Below are 15,502 nucleotides of genomic sequence, written 5' to 3'. Positions count from 1 at the left end.
GCCCTCTACAAGGCCATGCTCCGCGCCGGCCCGGCGGGCGCCACCGCACCGGCACCGGAGAGGACTCGGTCGCGGTAGCGGCACGGACTTGTTCAGCAGGCGGTGATCCGCGCGTTGACCCGGCGCATCCACTCCCGGTCGGTGTGCCACACGGGGTGCTCACCGCCACCGCACCGGCCCGCATGAGCACCTGCCACGCCGAGTACGTCCGGCCTGCGCGGCGCCCCCGCCCCGTCCGCCGCTACCCGCCCGACCTGATCGACCGAGTCCTGTACTGCCGTCTGGCGTCGGCGAGCAGCCGGCTGAGGGACGTACCTACGTGTTGAACGCCGCCGAACACGTAGTGATCGGGCCGCGCGAGCGCCGCCTCGCATGAGTGCCCCTGCAACCAGGGGGTGAGGACGGGCACTTCTTCCCTGTACGCACCTCTCGGTACTGGGCCGACGGACTGGTGCAGAGGAAGGAGCTGGATCGGAAAGCCTCCTTCGGCCTCGTGTTCGCGCAGCGCCGACTCCGTGGCGGCGATGTCGGCGTCCTCACTCAGCACCAGCCGGAAGGCGTTGCCCGCGAAGGCGTCCAGCAATCCGCTCTTTCCGTCGCTGTCGGTCACCCGTGGCTGGGGAAGGATCTCGCCGCGGGCCGGGGAGCCGTGCGACGTGAGGAAGCCTGCTTGAAGCCCTGGGATGAGGGACTGGCGGATGGTGCCCCCGGGACGGGCCGCCAGTTCGGCGAGCAGTCTCGCGTCACGCGATGCCGCGGCGACGTCGTCGCGTTCACAGATGATCCGGCCGTATTCCTTCGCGGTGGCCGTCACCCGCAGCACATGTGGTTCGCGCTCCTCCTGGTAGGTGTCGAGCAGTGGTCCACCGGCGCCGCTGTACCGGTGTGCGGCCAGCTTCCACATGAGGTTGGACGCGTCGCGGATCCCCTGGCACATTCCCTGTGCGAGGAACGGCGGGGTCATGTGCGCGGCATCGCCCAGGAAGAACAGCCGTCCGGCACGCCACTGCTTCAGGACGAGCGCGTGGAACCGGTAGGCCGACGCGCGCCACAGGTCGTAGTCACCGGGCTCCAGCCACCGGGACAGAAGCTCACGGACGACGTGGGGCTCAGCCATCTCCTCCGGGTCCTCGCCCTTGTTGATCATCAGTTCCCAGCGGCGGAGGCTGCCGGGACCCACCACGAACGTGCTGGGGCGGGCCGTTTCGCAGTACTGGACGTTGGTCCGCGGCAGCGCCCCGCCCGCGCCGGGGTGCAGCAGGACGTCCACCACGAGCCACGGTTCGTCGAACTCCAGGTCGCGCATGGGCAGGCCCGCACGTGCCCGGATCGGACTGCTGCCGCCATCGCACGCCAGCAGATAACGCGTACGAACACGTCGCCTGCGGCCCGCTTCGTCGACCGCCTCGACGGTCGCGCCTGAGTCGTCGACCTCCACGTTCGTCACCGTGGTGCCGAGATGGACGTCGACGCGGTCCGAGTGAGTCAGGCGCTGACGGAGCGCCTTCTCCAACTCCGGCTGGAGGAAGACGTAGTTGGGTGCCCAGCCCAGTGGGTGCGGCGGTGGTGCGGTGTCGATTCGTTTGATGACCTGACCGTTGTGGTTGCGGTACTCCGACGGGCGATACGGCATGGTGTGGGGCGCGATCGCGTCGGCCAGGCCCAGGTTGCCGAAGACGCGCATGGCTTCCTGGTCGAATCCGACGGCACGGGGCCGTGGCTCGACATCAGTGGCGCGGTCGAAGGCCACCGCGGTCAGCCCGAAGCTGTCGGCCAGGTTCGCGGCCGTGGTGCCGACAGGTCCGAGCCCCACGATTGCCACATCGGTGTCGAATGTGTCTGCCATGCGAGCCCTTCCAGTTCACCACGGGGATGTGGTTCGTCCCGCCGCCGCATCGGCACCGTATTTGTTAGGGCTTTGACAGTCAAGGGTTAGTTGGATATGCGCTCTGTTGGATCGGGAAGCCGGGGTCTACGGGACGAGCTTCCAGTCCTGCGTGCCGTCCGCGACCGCGTTCTGCAAGGTGAGCGGCGCATCGTCGGACGCGCCGGTCAGATACAGGTCCTTGTTCCTGACCGACTGCAACTTGTAGAAGCCGTCGTCGGTCTTGATGAGGTTCCAGCTGCCGGTGGCGCTGTCGTCGACCCATTGGCCGATCCTCTGGCCGACCGTCGCGTTGCCGGTCCAGATGGCTGCCGCACGGCCGCCCGACTTGTTGAGCAGCGTCACGCCGCCCTCGGGCCTGGTCACGACATGCCAGTACTGGGTGTCCGGGTTCGCCGCCGATCCCGGGTCCTCCAGAGTGACGTCGGGGACGTCACCGTTGCCGATGTTCGCGTCGTTGGTCTTGTTTCCGGTACCGATCACCTGGTCCGTCCTGCGGTTCACCAACTGGCGGTAGGCGCCGTCCGAGTGACCGAGGTCCACCTCGGCGTACGCGAGCGTCGACGTGCCCTGGTTCCGGAGGATCGCGATACGGCCCGAGCCTTCGACGTACTGCAGGTTGCGGCTGTAGCCGGGGCCCAGGGGTGTCTGGTACTCCGTCCACACGCCGTCACCGTGTCCGGTCTCGTTGACCCAGACGTTGCCGCTTCCGGCGGCGTTGTACACCAGGCGCCCGTCGGGGAGCTTGATGACGACCGGACTGCCGCCCGTCGCGAGCGGACGGGAGCCGGCGACGACCGGCAGGGACGTGACGGCCATGCCGGTGGGGGAACCGCGGAAGAACCGCAGCGGGTCGTCCGCGATCCGGTACCTGGTGTTGGCCCCACCGCCCCAGTACTCGAAGGTGAGCAGCCACTTGCCGTCCGTCGTGCGGACGACGTTCGTCATGCCGGGCCGGCCGCCTCCGATCTCCGTCTTGCCGCCGCCCATGTCCTGGGTCAGGCCGGCGACATCGACGACGGGCGCGCTCCACTTCTCGCTCCTGCCGTCCCAGGTCTTGTGGACGAGGATCTGGCCGTGCGAGTCCTTGGCGGTGTCGTTCGCGGGGTCGAGTGTCGGGACGCCGGTGGCCGGATCGAAGCCGGTGTAGTCGTTCTCGTCGGAGTAGTAGCAGACGAGCTTGCCCTTGTAGACCATCAGGTAGGGCTCCCAGAGGGGATCCACCTGCTTGTACGTGTTGACGCTCGCGATGTTCTGGCCGACCGCGCCCGCGCTGCCGCCCTGCCAGCCGCCCGTCGCGATGACGTTGACGACCTTCCACGTCATGCCTTCGTCGGTGCTGGAGTACAGGGCGATCGCCATGTCACTGCGGTCCCCGTCGTTGGACGGCGTCCAGTTCGGGTCCGCCGCCTTGCGCTCCCTGTAGTAGTGGTCGTCGCCGGACACCACACTCGCCAGGAGCAGGGTGCCCCGCTTCAGGCTCCCGAGGTCCTGCGGAAGCGTGTAGAGGTACGGGTTGGTCCAGTTGCTCTTGTACTTCGCGTACCGGGGGTCCCTGGAGAGGTAAGCCGGGGCTTTGACCTCTGACAGCGGCTGCCACGTCGTTCCACGGTCGTCGCTCTTGTAGACCGGGAGGGTCTGTCTGTCGGCGCTCCCTGTCTCCGGTAGGACAGTGGACTTCTCGAACGACGCCACGAGACGTCCGCTCGGAAGCTGTGCCGACTTCGGGTAGATCGCGCAGTTGCCGCGCCCCTTCAGGCACGGTTCGCTGCCGAGCTGGTAGAGAATCCCGCCCGTCGGGTTGTACGCGTGCGCACTGGACGCGGGGATCGCCAGCATCACGGACGCCGCGACGAAGCTTCCCGCCGCTCGTCCAAGTCTTCTTCTCCGCATGGCCCCTCCGAGGTGTCGCTAATCTGACTGCGCTGTCATGACTGCGCTGTCATGATCTATGCGGGCATGCGGGTCTCGTCAAGAGTCCGGAGCGCATCCGTGACAGGAAGGGCGGGCGGGGTGTGCCCCCCCATGTGGGAGAGGGTGGTTCACAGGTGCAACCACCCCGCCTGGCGGCGACTCATGCGCTCCCCCTAGGCTGTGATCGTTTTCAATCTGATCGGAGCACGACATGCATCGCCTTGCCCCCATTCTCGTCGCGGTCGGCGCCCTCGCGCTTGCCGGGTGTGCGCAGGACTTCGACCCGGGACCCAAGGGGGAGGTCACCGAAAAGATCAAGGACGGGAAGAAGTTCTACCTGGTAGTCGATCCGACGAAGGCGGGCAAGGAGAAGAAGTTCAGGGTCAGCAAGTACGACTACCACGACTGCAACCGGGGCTCGAAGTACCCCAAGTGCGTCGACGACTAGGCAGGTTCGTTCGCCTGGTGGCCTGTAGACCTGTGGCACTTGAACGTTCGGGAGAGCCCAGGTGTCGGTGAGATTCGCATACCAAAACCTGGGCCCCGTGCGCGTCAGCGCAGCGCGGTCGCGTTCGCCGGTGAACCCACGCCGCCGGTGAGGTTGAGAGGCTTTACGGTCAGGAGGCTGCTCCAGTGGCCGGTGGACCGGCAGTCGGTGGCCAGGGCGGTGAGGTTCCACAACTCGCCCAGAGGCAGGCCGAGTTTGGCGATCAGTTCCTGGTGCATCATGCCGTCGTCCTCGGGCGCGCTGTCGTGGAAGTCGCTGCCGGGGGCGACCGGGAGGACTTCGACGGCGAAGGTGTCGGTGGCCAGCAGCGCGATGCGGTGGTCCCAGCACCAGGCGGCGAGGTCGCGGGACTGGACGAAACCGGTGGCACGCCGGGCGGCGCGGACCTCGGCCCGTGGGCCGGGCCCGGTGGTGAGGTACCAGCGGGCCCATCCGGTGTGGACGAGGATCAGATCGCCCGGATCGACGCGACAGCCCTGGGCGGCTAGGGCCTGATCGAGCAGGCCGGGGTCGAGGGCGGGGCCGTTCACGTGGTCCAGTGGTGTGGCCCGGTCGCGCAGGAAGCCCTCGACGTCGATGAGCAGTCCGCGGCCGGCCAGCGGGGTTTCCGCCCACAACTGGACGCCCAGTCGCGGGCTGCGCGGTGTGATCTCGTGGTCGGGCACGCCGTTGTAGAAGCCGTGCCCCGAGGCACGGCGGTGGCGCAGACCGTCGACCTGAGTGTTCGCCTGGAGGAAGAACTCCTCCAGGACGTCGTCGCGTGCCTGGTCGTGCTTGGCCGTGATGCGGTGGCGGGGGATACCGCGCGCCCGGGACATCGGCGGGTCGAAGGCGTCGAGGGCGTGGTCGAGGTTGAAGGCACGCCCTTCGCGGACCTCCCGGGCCGCCCGGCGCACCTCCTCGGGGCCGGCGAAGTTGGCCATGCCGCGTTCGGGCTGGTCGGGGAAGAGGTGCCAGCTGGAGCCGGGCGGGGCGTCGGTGCGTTCCAGCAGCTGCTGGTAGGTGGGGTACGGCAACGGTGCGGTGCTCTCTGGTTCAGGGGCAGCGGGCGGCGATGGCGGCGGCTGCCCGGCGGACTTCGGTGATGACACGGGAGTGGTCGGTGGGGGAGAGGTCGTCGCTCGGGCCGGCGACGCTGAGCGCGCCCAGGATCTGATCACCGCTGTGCACGGCGGCGCTGACGGCGGTGACACCCAGGACGCGTTCGCTCAGGGAGAGGGCGTGGCCGTCGTCCTTGACACGACGCAGCTCGGCGCGCAGGTCGTCGGCGGTGACACGTTCGCCGGAGATCCGGGTGAAGGGGGTGACGCTGTCGACGTAGGCATCGAGTTCGTCCTTGGACAGCCAGGCGGCGAGGGTCTTCCCCGCGCCCAGGTGCAGGGGCAGCTTTTCGCCGATGGGCAGTTGGTAACGCAGGGGGTTGCGGCCCTCGACGCGGGAGATCAGTACGCGGGCGAGGCCGACGCGGACGTAGAGGGTGGAGGTCAGGCCGGTGGTCGCGGCCAGTTCCTGCAGTACGGGGAGGGCGACCTGGCTGAGCCGGTTGGTGACCAGGAAGGCATGGGCGGTGGCCACGGCCGCCGGGCCGGCGACATAGCCGGGCTCCTCCTTGACGGCCCAGCCGCGGTCGACGAGGACGTTCAGGATGCGCTGGGCGGTGGCCACATGGAGCCCCGAGCGGCGGGCGATCTCGCTCAGACGCAGGGGATGGCGGGTGTTCTCCAGTACGGACAGGGCGTCGAAGGCCCGTTCCACCGAACGCATCGGTGAGGGGGAGGAAGACGAGGAGGCGGAGGAAGACGAGGAGGAGGGGCTGTCGGGCATGGGGTGCTCCCGGGTTGGGCTGCTCGGCTGCGGAACGACCTGATGGGGCTAGCCTGATAAGGCTTATCAGCATGCGAGCAGCGCTGTGGTTCGCACAAGATCCACCCGGGGCGGGGTTCGGCCTATTCGGAACGGGGCGCGACGTGCGCCGGCTGGGCCTCGGGTGCCGGGGACGGGTCCGCTTCCGGTCCCGGTTCGGCGGCCTTGACGTAGGTCAGGGCGTAGGCGAGCAGGCCGGTGACGCCGGCGGTGATGAAGGTCGGAGGGCCGACGGCGGTCTCGACACTCGCGACCCAGCCGACGTCGCCGGCCGCCAGGCCGAGCGCCTGCCCTACGACGATGCAGAGACCGCCGAGCAGGAAGACGACGACGCCGAGACGGAAGAGAACCTTGATCAGGCGGGTGGTGGACATGGTGCGACCTCGCGGGAGAGAGGTGGATCAGACGGGCAGTACGCCGGTGGCCACCGCGGCGCCGATCAGCAGGATCGGTACGCAGTAGTAGCCGACGAGGGGGGGCGAAGGTGCGGGCCGGGTTGATACCGGCGATGCCGCTGGCGACGTAGATCGGTGCTCCGGACGGCGGTGAGGCGCCCTCGGTGGAGGCGAAGATCAGTACGGCGACGCAGGCAGTGGCGGCCGGTACGCCGGCGTCGGCCAGCGATGTCACGGCGACGGGGCCGATGGCGGCCATGGTGGCGCTGGCGGTGAGCGGAATGGCGACCGCGACGACGATCAGGCCGACGATCAGGGCCATGGCCCACTTCGGTGCCTCGACCTGTTCCAGTACGTGGGTCAGTTGCTCGGGCAGGCCCAGTTCACCCAAGGCGTTGGAGGCGGAGAAGGCGGCCACGATGGTGACGCCGATGACTCCGAACTGGGCGGCGGACCCTTCCAGCAGCTGCCACCAGGCGCGTCCCGAGCGGGGCAGGCGGCGGCGCCCGAGGAACAGCACGATGCCGATGAGCAGGACCGGGATCCAGGTGATCAGGCTGATCGTGTCCGACATCTTGGCGCCGACGTACGCGCCGAGTTCGCCGCCGGTCGGGCCGCGGGTCAGCAGCAGCGGCGCGATGATCCCGGCGAACAGGAACAGGCTGGTCCAGCCCGCTCCGAGGCTGGTCCGCAGAGGCAGCAGGTCGGCTCGGTCCATCGGCTCGATGCGGTGCCGGCGCACCATCCAGAACGCCGCCACGAGACGGTAGCCCAGGCAGTACAGACCGCCCAGGAACAGCGGCAGCACGATGTCGTCCGTGGTGGCCAGGGCGGCCACGCCGGTGGAGCCCATCAGGATGAACATGGTGGAGCTGAAGGGGAAGGTGACGCCCATGCCCGCGCCCCCGGCCGCGACCGTGGCGGCCAGCTCGCCGCTGACCTTGGAGCGTCTCATCCACGGGATGGTCACCGAGCCGACGGCCGCGGTGACGGCCGCCCCGACGTGGGCGATGGCGCCGAAGACGCCGGCCGCCACGGTCGAGGTGTACACCGGTCCGCCGCGCAGCCGTCCGAGGAGGGAGTTGAGGATGTTCAGCAACTGGTCCAGGACCGGCGTACGGCTCAGCAGATAGCTCATGAACACGAACGCCAGCGCGGCGAAGGTGACCTCCTCCTGCATCGCCTCGGCGAAGGCGCTCCACATGACGTGGACGATGTCGCCACCCGCGAACAGGCCGGTCACCACGAACCCCACCAGCAGTGACTCGCCGATGTTCCGCTTCAGCACGGCGTTCCAGACGATGATGGCCACCATGTAGCAGCCCAGGGCCCAAATGGCGATCATGCCGCTTCTCCTGCCGGTGAACCCGGGGCCGGCACGGCCCGGATGGTGCTGCGGCGGTGAGCCTCGTCCGCCTCGATGTCGCGCGCCGCGGTCAGGGTCGACTCTGCCTCCTCGGCGGGGACGAAGGCCACCCCGTCGCCGTCCGCGACGACCAGGTCGCCGGGCCGGCACACCGCGCCGCCCACCGCCACGGTGACGTTCACCCGACCGGGACCGTCCTTGTAGGGCCCCGCGGGCGTCACCGCGCGGGCCCAGACCGGGAACCCGATCTCCGTCAGCACTTCCACGTCCCGGGCGGCACCGTCCAGCACCATGCCGACCGCACCGCGAGCTCGCGCCCGTTCGGCGATCAGCTCGCCGATCAGGGCACGGGAGATGTCACCCTGCCCGTCGACCACGATCACGTCACCGGGGCCGACCAGGCGCAGTGCCTCGTGGACGGCCCGGTTGTCACCGCCGCGCGTCTGCACCGTCACCGCCCGGCCCACCGCACGCGCCCCGGCCCACAGTGGACCGATGCCGGCGTCGGGCAGTCCGAGCCGGTCACGGGCGTCGCCGATGGTGGCCGACGCCAACCCCTCGTAGGCGGTGAGCAGTTCGTCCGTCACCAGCGCTGTGGCACGCAGCCCGTCCGGCCGGGCTGCGAGAGTGTGCAGCCTGCTGATTCCTCGGGCCAGGGCCGGGTCCAGATCGAGTTCGGCCAGCAGGTCGGCGGCCGCGGCCACCTCGCCCGCCCGCCGCAGGCCGTGCTTGGCCGTCCCCGTGTACAGCCGCTCCAGGGTGGCGTCGCCGTCGGCGAGCTCCAGCGCGATCTGCTGCCGCACCCACGGCTCGTCACCGGCCGCGCGCGCCGCGTCGACCGCCTGCACGATGATCGCGCCCAGTCCCTTCATGAACAGACTGCGCAGCAGCTTCCGGGCCGACGCGGCACCCGGCTCGCCACCCAGGTCCTCCACGGGCGCGCCCAGCGCGCCGAAGTACTCCGCGACCAGTGCGGCACCCCGGCCGCTGGCCACCAGGGCGGTGCGGTGGCGGTACTTGGGCACCGGCCCGACCACGGACACGTCCGCGAACACGGCCCGCTCACCCTCGGAGACGACCGCGTCGATCGCCCGCTTCAGCTCCGGCGCACCGGCGTTCATGTCCGCGTACAGCGCCCCGGCCCGCAACTGCGGGGCCGCCTCCGCTGCCACCGCCCCGGCCGCTTTGGCGCCGGTCAGCCCCAGCACGAGATCGGCCTCGCGGACCGCCTCCGCCAGGCCGGCCGCGCGCCGCACACCGGGCGGGGTCGGCACGTCACCGGGGTCGTACCCCGTCACCGACCAGCCGTTCTCGGCGAAACCAGCGGCATAAAGCGCTCCGGCCTCACCCAGTCCAAGGACTCCTACACGCATGGGCATCCTGCCGTTTCTCATACAGTGAGAAGTTTTCTCACTGGAGGGGCGTAGGATGTTGCCCAGGCATGAACCCGGCGTCAAGAGCTGAGAACGAACCAGTCGGAATCCGAGGACAGGTTCTGCGCGGCGGGCCTGCAGCTTCGCGGCTGCCGTCGCCCCGTCGGTGCGGATCGTGACGGCCACGGCTTTCGCTCGTGCGCGTGTCTGGGGCAGGGCCGTCTTGAGCGCGGCTGACAGGAACTGGCGGACCGCGGTCGGCGAACTCGGCGCCTTGGCGCTCCTGGAGAACCCCGGCCCGGCCGCCTGGATCGGTCTCCGCCCGCCTGACCGAACTCCACGGCCCAGTCGCCAACTCCCTTGGCCTGCCAGAGCTTCGGCCGCGGGGGCTGCCCAGCGGCCGGTCGAGGATGCCCAGGGCGCCAGGCCGGCCAGTCCGCAGCCGGGAATGATTTTGGGGTACCTGGACGCCTACTCCGGATCAGGAATTGGTACCCGGTCCTGGCGGTCCGGTGTCGGCTCGGCGGCCAGTAGTCGTGCCAGCCCTGCCGGGCTGAACACGTCCCGCGTACCGAGGGCGATACCGCCGTGCAGTCCGGAACCGCCCTTGAGCTGGGTCGCGGTGATGGTGAGCTTGCGGGTGGCCAGGGGCAGGGCGCGCTGGTACACGGCGGCGCGTACGGCGGATACGAGGTCATCGCGGAGTTGGCTGAGCGGGCCGGCCAGTACCAACGTACGCGGGTTGAACATGTGGACCAGCATGGCCACCACCTCGCCGATCTCGGTGGCCGCCTGTCGTACGGCGTGGAGCGCGGTCGGATCGCCCGAGGCGACCCGCCGGGCGAGTTCATGAGTGCCGTACAGCGGATCGTCCTCGGTCGACTCGGGAATGCCGAGACTACGCAGGACCGCACGGTGCGAGGCAAGCGCGCCGACGCAGCCGACATTGCCGCAGGCGCACAGGACGTTGCTGCCACTGACGGCTCTGATGTGCCCGATGTCGCCGGCCGCTCCGTCCGCGCCGCGGTACACGTCGCCGGTCGCGGTGATGAGGCCCGAGCCGATGCCGGTCGCGATCTTGATGCACAGCAGCGGGGTCTCCATCCGGGCCTGGGTGACCTCACCCAAAGCCATCAGGTTGACGTCGTTGTCCACCACGACAGGAGCGTGCAAGCGTTCCTGGAGATGTTCGGCCACCGGGTAGCCGTCCCAGCCCGGCATGCCGGTCGGTTGGACCGCGCACCCCTGCTGGAAGTCCACCGGCCCGGGCAGACCGACGACGACCTCACGCACGCGGCCGGGATCGCGGTTGTTGTCCTTCAGTAGTCGCTGAAGCCGTTCGGACACCGCGTCCAGTACCGCTTGGGGGCCGGCGTCGATACGGACCACCACGGTCTCCCGTGCGATGATCCGCCGGGTCAGGTCGGCGATGGCGACCTGTGAGTCGGCGGTGTCGACGTCAATGGCGGCGATGGTCCCAGCCTGCGGACTGATCGTCAGCACTCGGGGCGGCCGGCCCCGGACGGACCGTCTGGACTCGACCTCCTCCAGGATGCCTGTTCCGACGAGATGGTCGACCTGCTGGCCCACCGTCGAGCGGGCCAGGCCGCTTCGCCGGGCGATCTCCGCCCGGTTGGTCGCTGCTCCGGACACCACGAGTCCCAGCACGCGACGCAGGGCCAGGGGTACCGACCCGGGCCCCACCGCTTCTTCGGTGTAGCCGTCATCTTTATGCATTCAAGTGAACGTAATGGCATCTCGTTATGGCAGTCAACGATGCGCCTGCTTCCGCGGATCATATGGGACCCAAGCTGACATGTCCGTGCCTCTATCTACGCCTTTTAGGCCTGAAACAAAATTAAATAGCACCTCTTGTGTTCTTCGTTCGAACTAAACGAAGGTGATGCGCAACGCGGCTTTCAGGTCGTGGTCGGTCGCTGGACGACGGAGGTGCGCCGATGAACAGTTCGATTCAAGCCGCGGTGGTGGGGACCGGGATGATCGGCGCCGTGCACGCTGCCGCGATCCGCGCCGCCGGCGGCGAACTGGCCGGCGTGGTCGCTTCGACCCCCGCGCGCAGTGCCCGCGTAGCAGAGGCCTGGCACGTGCCCGTCCGCCATCAGAACTTCGACTCCGTCCTCGCCGACGACAGCGTCCGCGTCGTACACGTCTGCACGCCGAACGCCCTGCACGTGGAGCAGGCAGAGGTGGCCCTCACCGCCGGCAAGCACGTGATCTGTGAGAAGCCGCTCGCCACGTCGGCCGTCGAGGCGGAACGCCTGACACGGCTGGCGGAGAAGGCGGGCCTGCTGCTCGCCGTCCCCTTCGTCTACCGCTATCACCCGCTCGTGCGGGAGCTACGCGACCGCCGACTGCGCGGAGAGTTCGGAGCCTGGCAGCTGATCCACGGCAGCTATCTGCAGGACTGGATGCTGTCCGAGAACGCCATGTCCTGGCGGGTCGACCCGGCCGACGGCGGCCCTTCCCGGGCTTTCGCGGACATTGGCTCGCACTGGTGCGACCTCGTCGAGTGGGTCGCGGGTGTCCGCTTCACCGAACTGACCGCGCGGCTCGGCACGACGGTTCCGACCCGGCCCGCCGGCACCGGCACAAGTTTCACGACCGGCGCTGACGGGCCACGAGTCGAGGTCCGCACCGAGGACGTCGCGACCGCGCTCCTGCGCACCGGCGACGGGGTCCTGGGCACGCTTACGGTCTCCCAGGTGTCGGCGGGCCGCAAGAACCGGCTGTGGTTCGAGCTCGATGGCGCGGACGGCAGCGCGGTCTTCGACCAGGAGAACCCCGAGACGGCCTGGCTCGGTGCCCAGGACGGCGCACGGCTGATCGTCCGCGACCCCGGCCACGGTTCCGCCGAACAGCGACGGCTGTCCCGGCTGCCGGCCGGGCATGCCCAGGGCTACGCGGACTGCTTCACCTCCTTCGTCGCCGACGCCTACGCCGCGATCAGGGGCGAGAAGCCCGAAGGGCTGCCGACCGGCGCGGATGGCGTCCGCTCCGCCCATGTCGTCGAAGCCGTCCTGAGGTCCGACGCCTCGCTCGCCTGGACCGACATCGACCCCGCACGCGCAGTCCTGGTGGCCGGCGCATGACATCCGCTGCCCTGGAGGCCAGCCCATGAAACTCGGCATGCTCACCGCCTGCCTGCCCGAACTCTCCCTCGCTGAGATCGCCGCCTGGGCGAGCGAGGCGGGATACGAGGACCTGGAGGTCGCCGCCTGGCCGGGCACCGGCGGCCGCGACTTCGAGGCGGCCCATCTCCCGGTGACCGGTTTCGGCTCCCGAGAGGCCGACGAGACACGAGCTCTGCTGCAGCGCCACAACCTCGGCATCTCCGCGCTCGCCTACTACGAGAACAACCTCCACCCCGACCCGGAACGGCGGTCCGGGATCCACACCCACCTCAAGGCGGTCGTGGACGCGGCGGCCGCCCTGGAGGTCCCGTACGTGGGCACCTTCGTCGGCCGTGACTGGACCCGTCCGGTGGCGGCGAACCTCGACGAGGCGGAGAAGGTCTTCCCCGAACTCGTCGACTACGCGGGGGAGAGGGGCGTCCGGATCATCATCGAGAACTGCGTGATGGAGGGCTGGCACCCGGACGGCTACCCGGGAAACCTCGCCTACTCGCCGGAGCTGTGGGAGTGGATGTTCTCCCTCGGCCTGTACCTCAACTGGGACCCCTCCCACCTGACCTGGATCGGCATCGACCCGGTCACGACGATCGCCCCGTACGCAGACCGGATCGTGCACGCCCAGGCCAAGGACCTGCAGATCCTGCCCGGCGCAGTGGACCACTACGGCTTCTTCGGCAAGGCGGTCCACCGCGAGGACCCCTGGGACACCGGCTGGTGGCGCTACCGCGTACCGGGGCGCGGCCAGGTCGACTGGAACGCCGTCGTGGACGCCCTCTACGAGAACGGCTTCACCGGCACCCTCTCCGTCGAACACGAGGACCCCGTCTGGAGCGGCACCGAGGGGCGGGTCAAGACGGGCCTGGAGATCGCCCACCGGACGCTGCGACCTCTCATCATCGCCTGACACGTCGTCAATTCATCATCAAGGAAAGGAGATTCATGGACCGGCAACGAGCACGGCATCGCATCGGGATCCTGGGCGCAGGCAACATCTTCGGCCGCTATGTCGAGGGCCTGCGGACCTTCCCGGATCTCGAGGTGGTCCGTGTGGCCGACGTCGACACGGCCCGCGCGCGACAGGCCGCGACCGAGTACGGCGTATTGGCATGGGGCGACGGCGACCAGCTCCTCGACGACGACTCCGTCGATATCGTCGTCAACATCACCCCGCCGCAGTTCCACGCCAAGACCGTGATCGCGGCGCTGGAAGCCGGCAAGCACGTCTACGTCGAGAAGCCGCTCGCGGCCACGGTCGAGGAGGCCCGCGAGGTCCTCGACGCCGCCGCGAGCAGCACGGCGCTGCTGGGGTCGGCCCCTGACACCTTCCTCGGCAGCGCCGTGCAGACCGCCCGGCACGCGATCGACAGCAACCGCATCGGCGAAGTCGTCGGAGCCACCGCCTTCGTGCGCTCCAGCCGTGCCGAGACCTGGCACCCCGACCCGCGCGCCTTCTACGGTCCCGGTGGCGGCCCGGTCCTGGACATGGGCCCCTACTATGTGGCCGCGCTCGTCAACTGCCTCGGCCCGGTCGCCCAGGTGTCCGCCGCAACCCGTATCGGCGCGAGGACCCGCACGGTCACCAGTCCCGAGCGCGTGGTCGACGAGGTCACCGTCGAGGTTCCCACCCACGCCTCGGCCACGTTGACGTTCGCTTCCGGTGCCATCGTCACCACGCTGATGAGCTTCGACGTCTGGGACACCGAGCTGCCCCGCATCGAGATCTACGGCACCGAGGGCACCCTCGCCCTGCCGAACCCCAACTTCTTCGACGGCGACGTACGCCTCAAGCGGCACGGCGACGCGGAGTGGCAGGTGCTTACCCCGGTCACCGAGCTCTTCGGCGCCGTGGGTACCGCCGAGCAGCACCGCCGGGGACTGGGCGTACGTGACCTCGCCGGCGCGATCGATGGCGGGCCGCACCGTGCGAACCCTGAGTTCGCCTTCCACACGCTCGAGGTGCTGGCGAGCGTCGAGACCTCCCAGCAGGCAAAACGTTTCGTCGCTCTGGAGAGCACCTGCGAGCGCCCCGAGCCCCGCCCCGCCGCCTCCGCCGCACACTGAGAGGACCGCACACCATGAAGATCAGGCAGGACCGCCTCGCCATCAACCCGCTGCAGTGGGTCGCGAGCGCCGACGGCTGGATCGACCCCACGCTCGCCCCGCCGCTCGACGAGCAGCTCGCGGTCATCCGCGACGTGGGCATCACAGCCCTCCACAGCGCCGTCCCCGGCGACATGACCCCGCAGGAGTACGCCGCCCGGCTCACCGAGTACGGCATCAGCCCCGCTCCCGGCTACATTCCCGTCCGCCTCACCGACGACGAGACCGAGCGGCGGACCTTCCGCGACACCGCCGCCCGCGTCGCCGCACAGCATGCCGCGCTCGGTGTGCCCACCGTCTTCCTCGCCATGGGGATGGCCAAGGACGCCGAGCGCGTGGCCCGCCCGGCCGTCGGTCACCTGGCCGAGCAGGGCCGGCTGGAGCGGGTGCGGGACCTGCTGGCCGAGATCGCCGGTGTCATACACGCGGAAGGGGTCACCCCGGCCTTCCACCCGCACGTGGGCACCTGGGCCGAGACCGAGTCGGAGACCCGCTTCATCCTCGACACCGTCGACGCCTCCCTCCTCGGATTCGGACCCGACATGGGCCACCTGGCCTGGGCCGGCGCCGACCCGGCACAACTCGTCCGCGACTACGCGGACCGGGTGGCGAGCGTCCACATCAAGGACCTGGACCTCGGCCTCGCCGCGCAGGCCCGGGAGGCCGGCTGGGACTACCGCAAGACGGTCCTGGCGGGCCTGTGGTCGGAACCCGGCCACGGAAACGCCGATATCGACGGCTTCGTCGGCGCGCTGCCCGACGACTTCGACGGCTGGCTGATCGTCGAGGTCGACCGGGGCGCCCGGCCGACGCCTGAGGAGAGCGTGCGGCTGTGCGGGGCGTGGGCCACGCGGCAGGCGTAGCCATGACCGGCTTACGCGGCACGCGAGCAGTACCGGCAGGACACGGCCGGAAGCGGGGCGACCCGGGGGACACACAGGAGCCG

At 69.7% G+C, this 15,502-nt stretch carries 12 protein-coding genes; 5 read left to right on the top strand and 7 right to left on the bottom strand.

Features of this window, described 5'->3' with window-relative positions; genetic code table 11:
* Positions 1-241: 241 nt before the first annotated feature.
* A complete protein-coding gene (locus tag FNH08_RS08000) occupies positions 242-1,846 on the bottom strand; it encodes a bifunctional 3-(3-hydroxy-phenyl)propionate/3-hydroxycinnamic acid hydroxylase (RefSeq protein ID WP_152770646.1) in 1,605 nt (534 codons plus the stop codon).
* A 126-nt stretch (positions 1,847-1,972) separates the two neighbouring features.
* A complete protein-coding gene (locus tag FNH08_RS07995; protein WP_152770645.1) occupies positions 1,973-3,778 on the bottom strand; it encodes an RICIN domain-containing protein in 1,806 nt (601 codons plus the stop codon).
* A gap of 232 nt (positions 3,779-4,010) precedes the next feature.
* Between FNH08_RS07995 and FNH08_RS07990 the strand changes: the two genes are divergently transcribed.
* The gene (locus FNH08_RS07990; RefSeq protein ID WP_152770643.1) at positions 4,011-4,247 is read left to right on the top strand and encodes a hypothetical protein; all 237 of its coding nucleotides are present in this window, start codon (positions 4,011-4,013) and stop codon (positions 4,245-4,247) included.
* A gap of 104 nt (positions 4,248-4,351) precedes the next feature.
* Here FNH08_RS07990 and FNH08_RS07985 read toward each other — a convergent pair whose 3' ends face one another.
* From FNH08_RS07985 to FNH08_RS07960, 5 genes are all read right to left on the bottom strand, one after another.
* On the bottom strand, positions 4,352-5,323 hold the full coding sequence (locus FNH08_RS07985) for a cyclase family protein (protein WP_152770641.1): 972 nt from the start codon (positions 5,321-5,323) through the stop codon (positions 4,352-4,354).
* A gap of 19 nt (positions 5,324-5,342) precedes the next feature.
* Positions 5,343-6,131 carry an IclR family transcriptional regulator gene (locus tag FNH08_RS07980; RefSeq protein WP_152770639.1) on the bottom strand — a complete coding sequence of 263 codons (789 nt, stop codon included), beginning with the start codon at positions 6,129-6,131 and terminating at the stop codon, positions 5,343-5,345.
* A gap of 66 nt (positions 6,132-6,197) precedes the next feature.
* A complete protein-coding gene (locus FNH08_RS07970) occupies positions 6,198-7,910 on the bottom strand; it encodes a TRAP transporter large permease subunit (protein ID WP_228033966.1) in 1,713 nt (570 codons plus the stop codon).
* On the bottom strand, positions 7,907-9,304 hold the full coding sequence (locus FNH08_RS07965; RefSeq protein WP_152770635.1) for an RraA family protein: 1,398 nt from the start codon (positions 9,302-9,304) through the stop codon (positions 7,907-7,909). Before FNH08_RS07965 ends, FNH08_RS07970 begins: the two co-directional genes overlap by 4 nt.
* Before the next feature lie 471 nt (positions 9,305-9,775).
* Complete coding sequence (locus FNH08_RS07960) at positions 9,776-11,041, bottom strand: ROK family transcriptional regulator (RefSeq protein ID WP_152770634.1); 1,266 nt, start codon at positions 11,039-11,041, stop codon at positions 9,776-9,778.
* A gap of 221 nt (positions 11,042-11,262) precedes the next feature.
* On the opposite strand from FNH08_RS07960, the gene FNH08_RS07955 reads away from it, so the two are divergent.
* The 4 genes from FNH08_RS07955 to FNH08_RS07940 are packed head-to-tail and all read left to right on the top strand — an operon-like array spanning position 11,263 to position 15,419.
* A complete protein-coding gene (locus FNH08_RS07955) occupies positions 11,263-12,414 on the top strand; it encodes a Gfo/Idh/MocA family protein (RefSeq protein WP_152770632.1) in 1,152 nt (383 codons plus the stop codon).
* Positions 12,415-12,439: 25 nt separating this feature from the next.
* Positions 12,440-13,360: a sugar phosphate isomerase/epimerase family protein gene (locus FNH08_RS07950; RefSeq protein ID WP_152770630.1), complete on the top strand. Its 921-nt coding sequence runs from the start codon at positions 12,440-12,442 to the stop codon at positions 13,358-13,360.
* A 35-nt stretch (positions 13,361-13,395) separates the two neighbouring features.
* Positions 13,396-14,517: a Gfo/Idh/MocA family protein gene (locus tag FNH08_RS07945; protein WP_152770628.1), complete on the top strand. Its 1,122-nt coding sequence runs from the start codon at positions 13,396-13,398 to the stop codon at positions 14,515-14,517.
* A 14-nt stretch (positions 14,518-14,531) separates the two neighbouring features.
* Entirely contained in the window at positions 14,532-15,419 is an 888-nt protein-coding gene (locus FNH08_RS07940; protein ID WP_152770627.1) for a sugar phosphate isomerase/epimerase family protein, read from the top strand.
* Positions 15,420-15,502: the final 83 nt, after the last annotated feature.

It is taken from the genome of Streptomyces spongiae, assembly GCF_009377185.1.
Lineage (GTDB): Bacteria > Actinomycetota > Actinomycetes > Streptomycetales > Streptomycetaceae > Streptomyces > Streptomyces spongiae.
Note: the sequence above shows the minus strand (reverse complement) of the source record. Positions and strands in the feature narration are given on the sequence as shown.

What these genes read in the sequence shown, in the direction of transcription:
- FNH08_RS08000 (WP_152770646.1), bottom strand. Translation starts at nt 1,846, where the DNA reads ATGGCAGACACATTCGACACCGATGTGGCAATCGTGGGGCTCGGACCT.
- FNH08_RS07995 (WP_152770645.1), bottom strand. Translation starts at nt 3,778, where the DNA reads ATGCGGAGAAGAAGACTTGGACGAGCGGCGGGAAGCTTCGTCGCGGCG.
- FNH08_RS07990 (WP_152770643.1), top strand. Translation starts at nt 4,011, where the DNA reads ATGCATCGCCTTGCCCCCATTCTCGTCGCGGTCGGCGCCCTCGCGCTT.
- FNH08_RS07980 (WP_152770639.1), bottom strand. Translation starts at nt 6,131, where the DNA reads ATGCCCGACAGCCCCTCCTCCTCGTCTTCCTCCGCCTCCTCGTCTTCC.
- FNH08_RS07970 (WP_228033966.1), bottom strand. Translation starts at nt 7,910, where the DNA reads ATGATCGCCATTTGGGCCCTGGGCTGCTACATGGTGGCCATCATCGTC.
- FNH08_RS07965 (WP_152770635.1), bottom strand. Translation starts at nt 9,304, where the DNA reads ATGCGTGTAGGAGTCCTTGGACTGGGTGAGGCCGGAGCGCTTTATGCC.
- FNH08_RS07960 (WP_152770634.1), bottom strand. Translation starts at nt 11,041, where the DNA reads ATGCATAAAGATGACGGCTACACCGAAGAAGCGGTGGGGCCCGGGTCG.
- FNH08_RS07955 (WP_152770632.1), top strand. Translation starts at nt 11,263, where the DNA reads ATGAACAGTTCGATTCAAGCCGCGGTGGTGGGGACCGGGATGATCGGC.
- FNH08_RS07950 (WP_152770630.1), top strand. Translation starts at nt 12,440, where the DNA reads ATGAAACTCGGCATGCTCACCGCCTGCCTGCCCGAACTCTCCCTCGCT.
- FNH08_RS07945 (WP_152770628.1), top strand. Translation starts at nt 13,396, where the DNA reads ATGGACCGGCAACGAGCACGGCATCGCATCGGGATCCTGGGCGCAGGC.
- FNH08_RS07940 (WP_152770627.1), top strand. Translation starts at nt 14,532, where the DNA reads ATGAAGATCAGGCAGGACCGCCTCGCCATCAACCCGCTGCAGTGGGTC.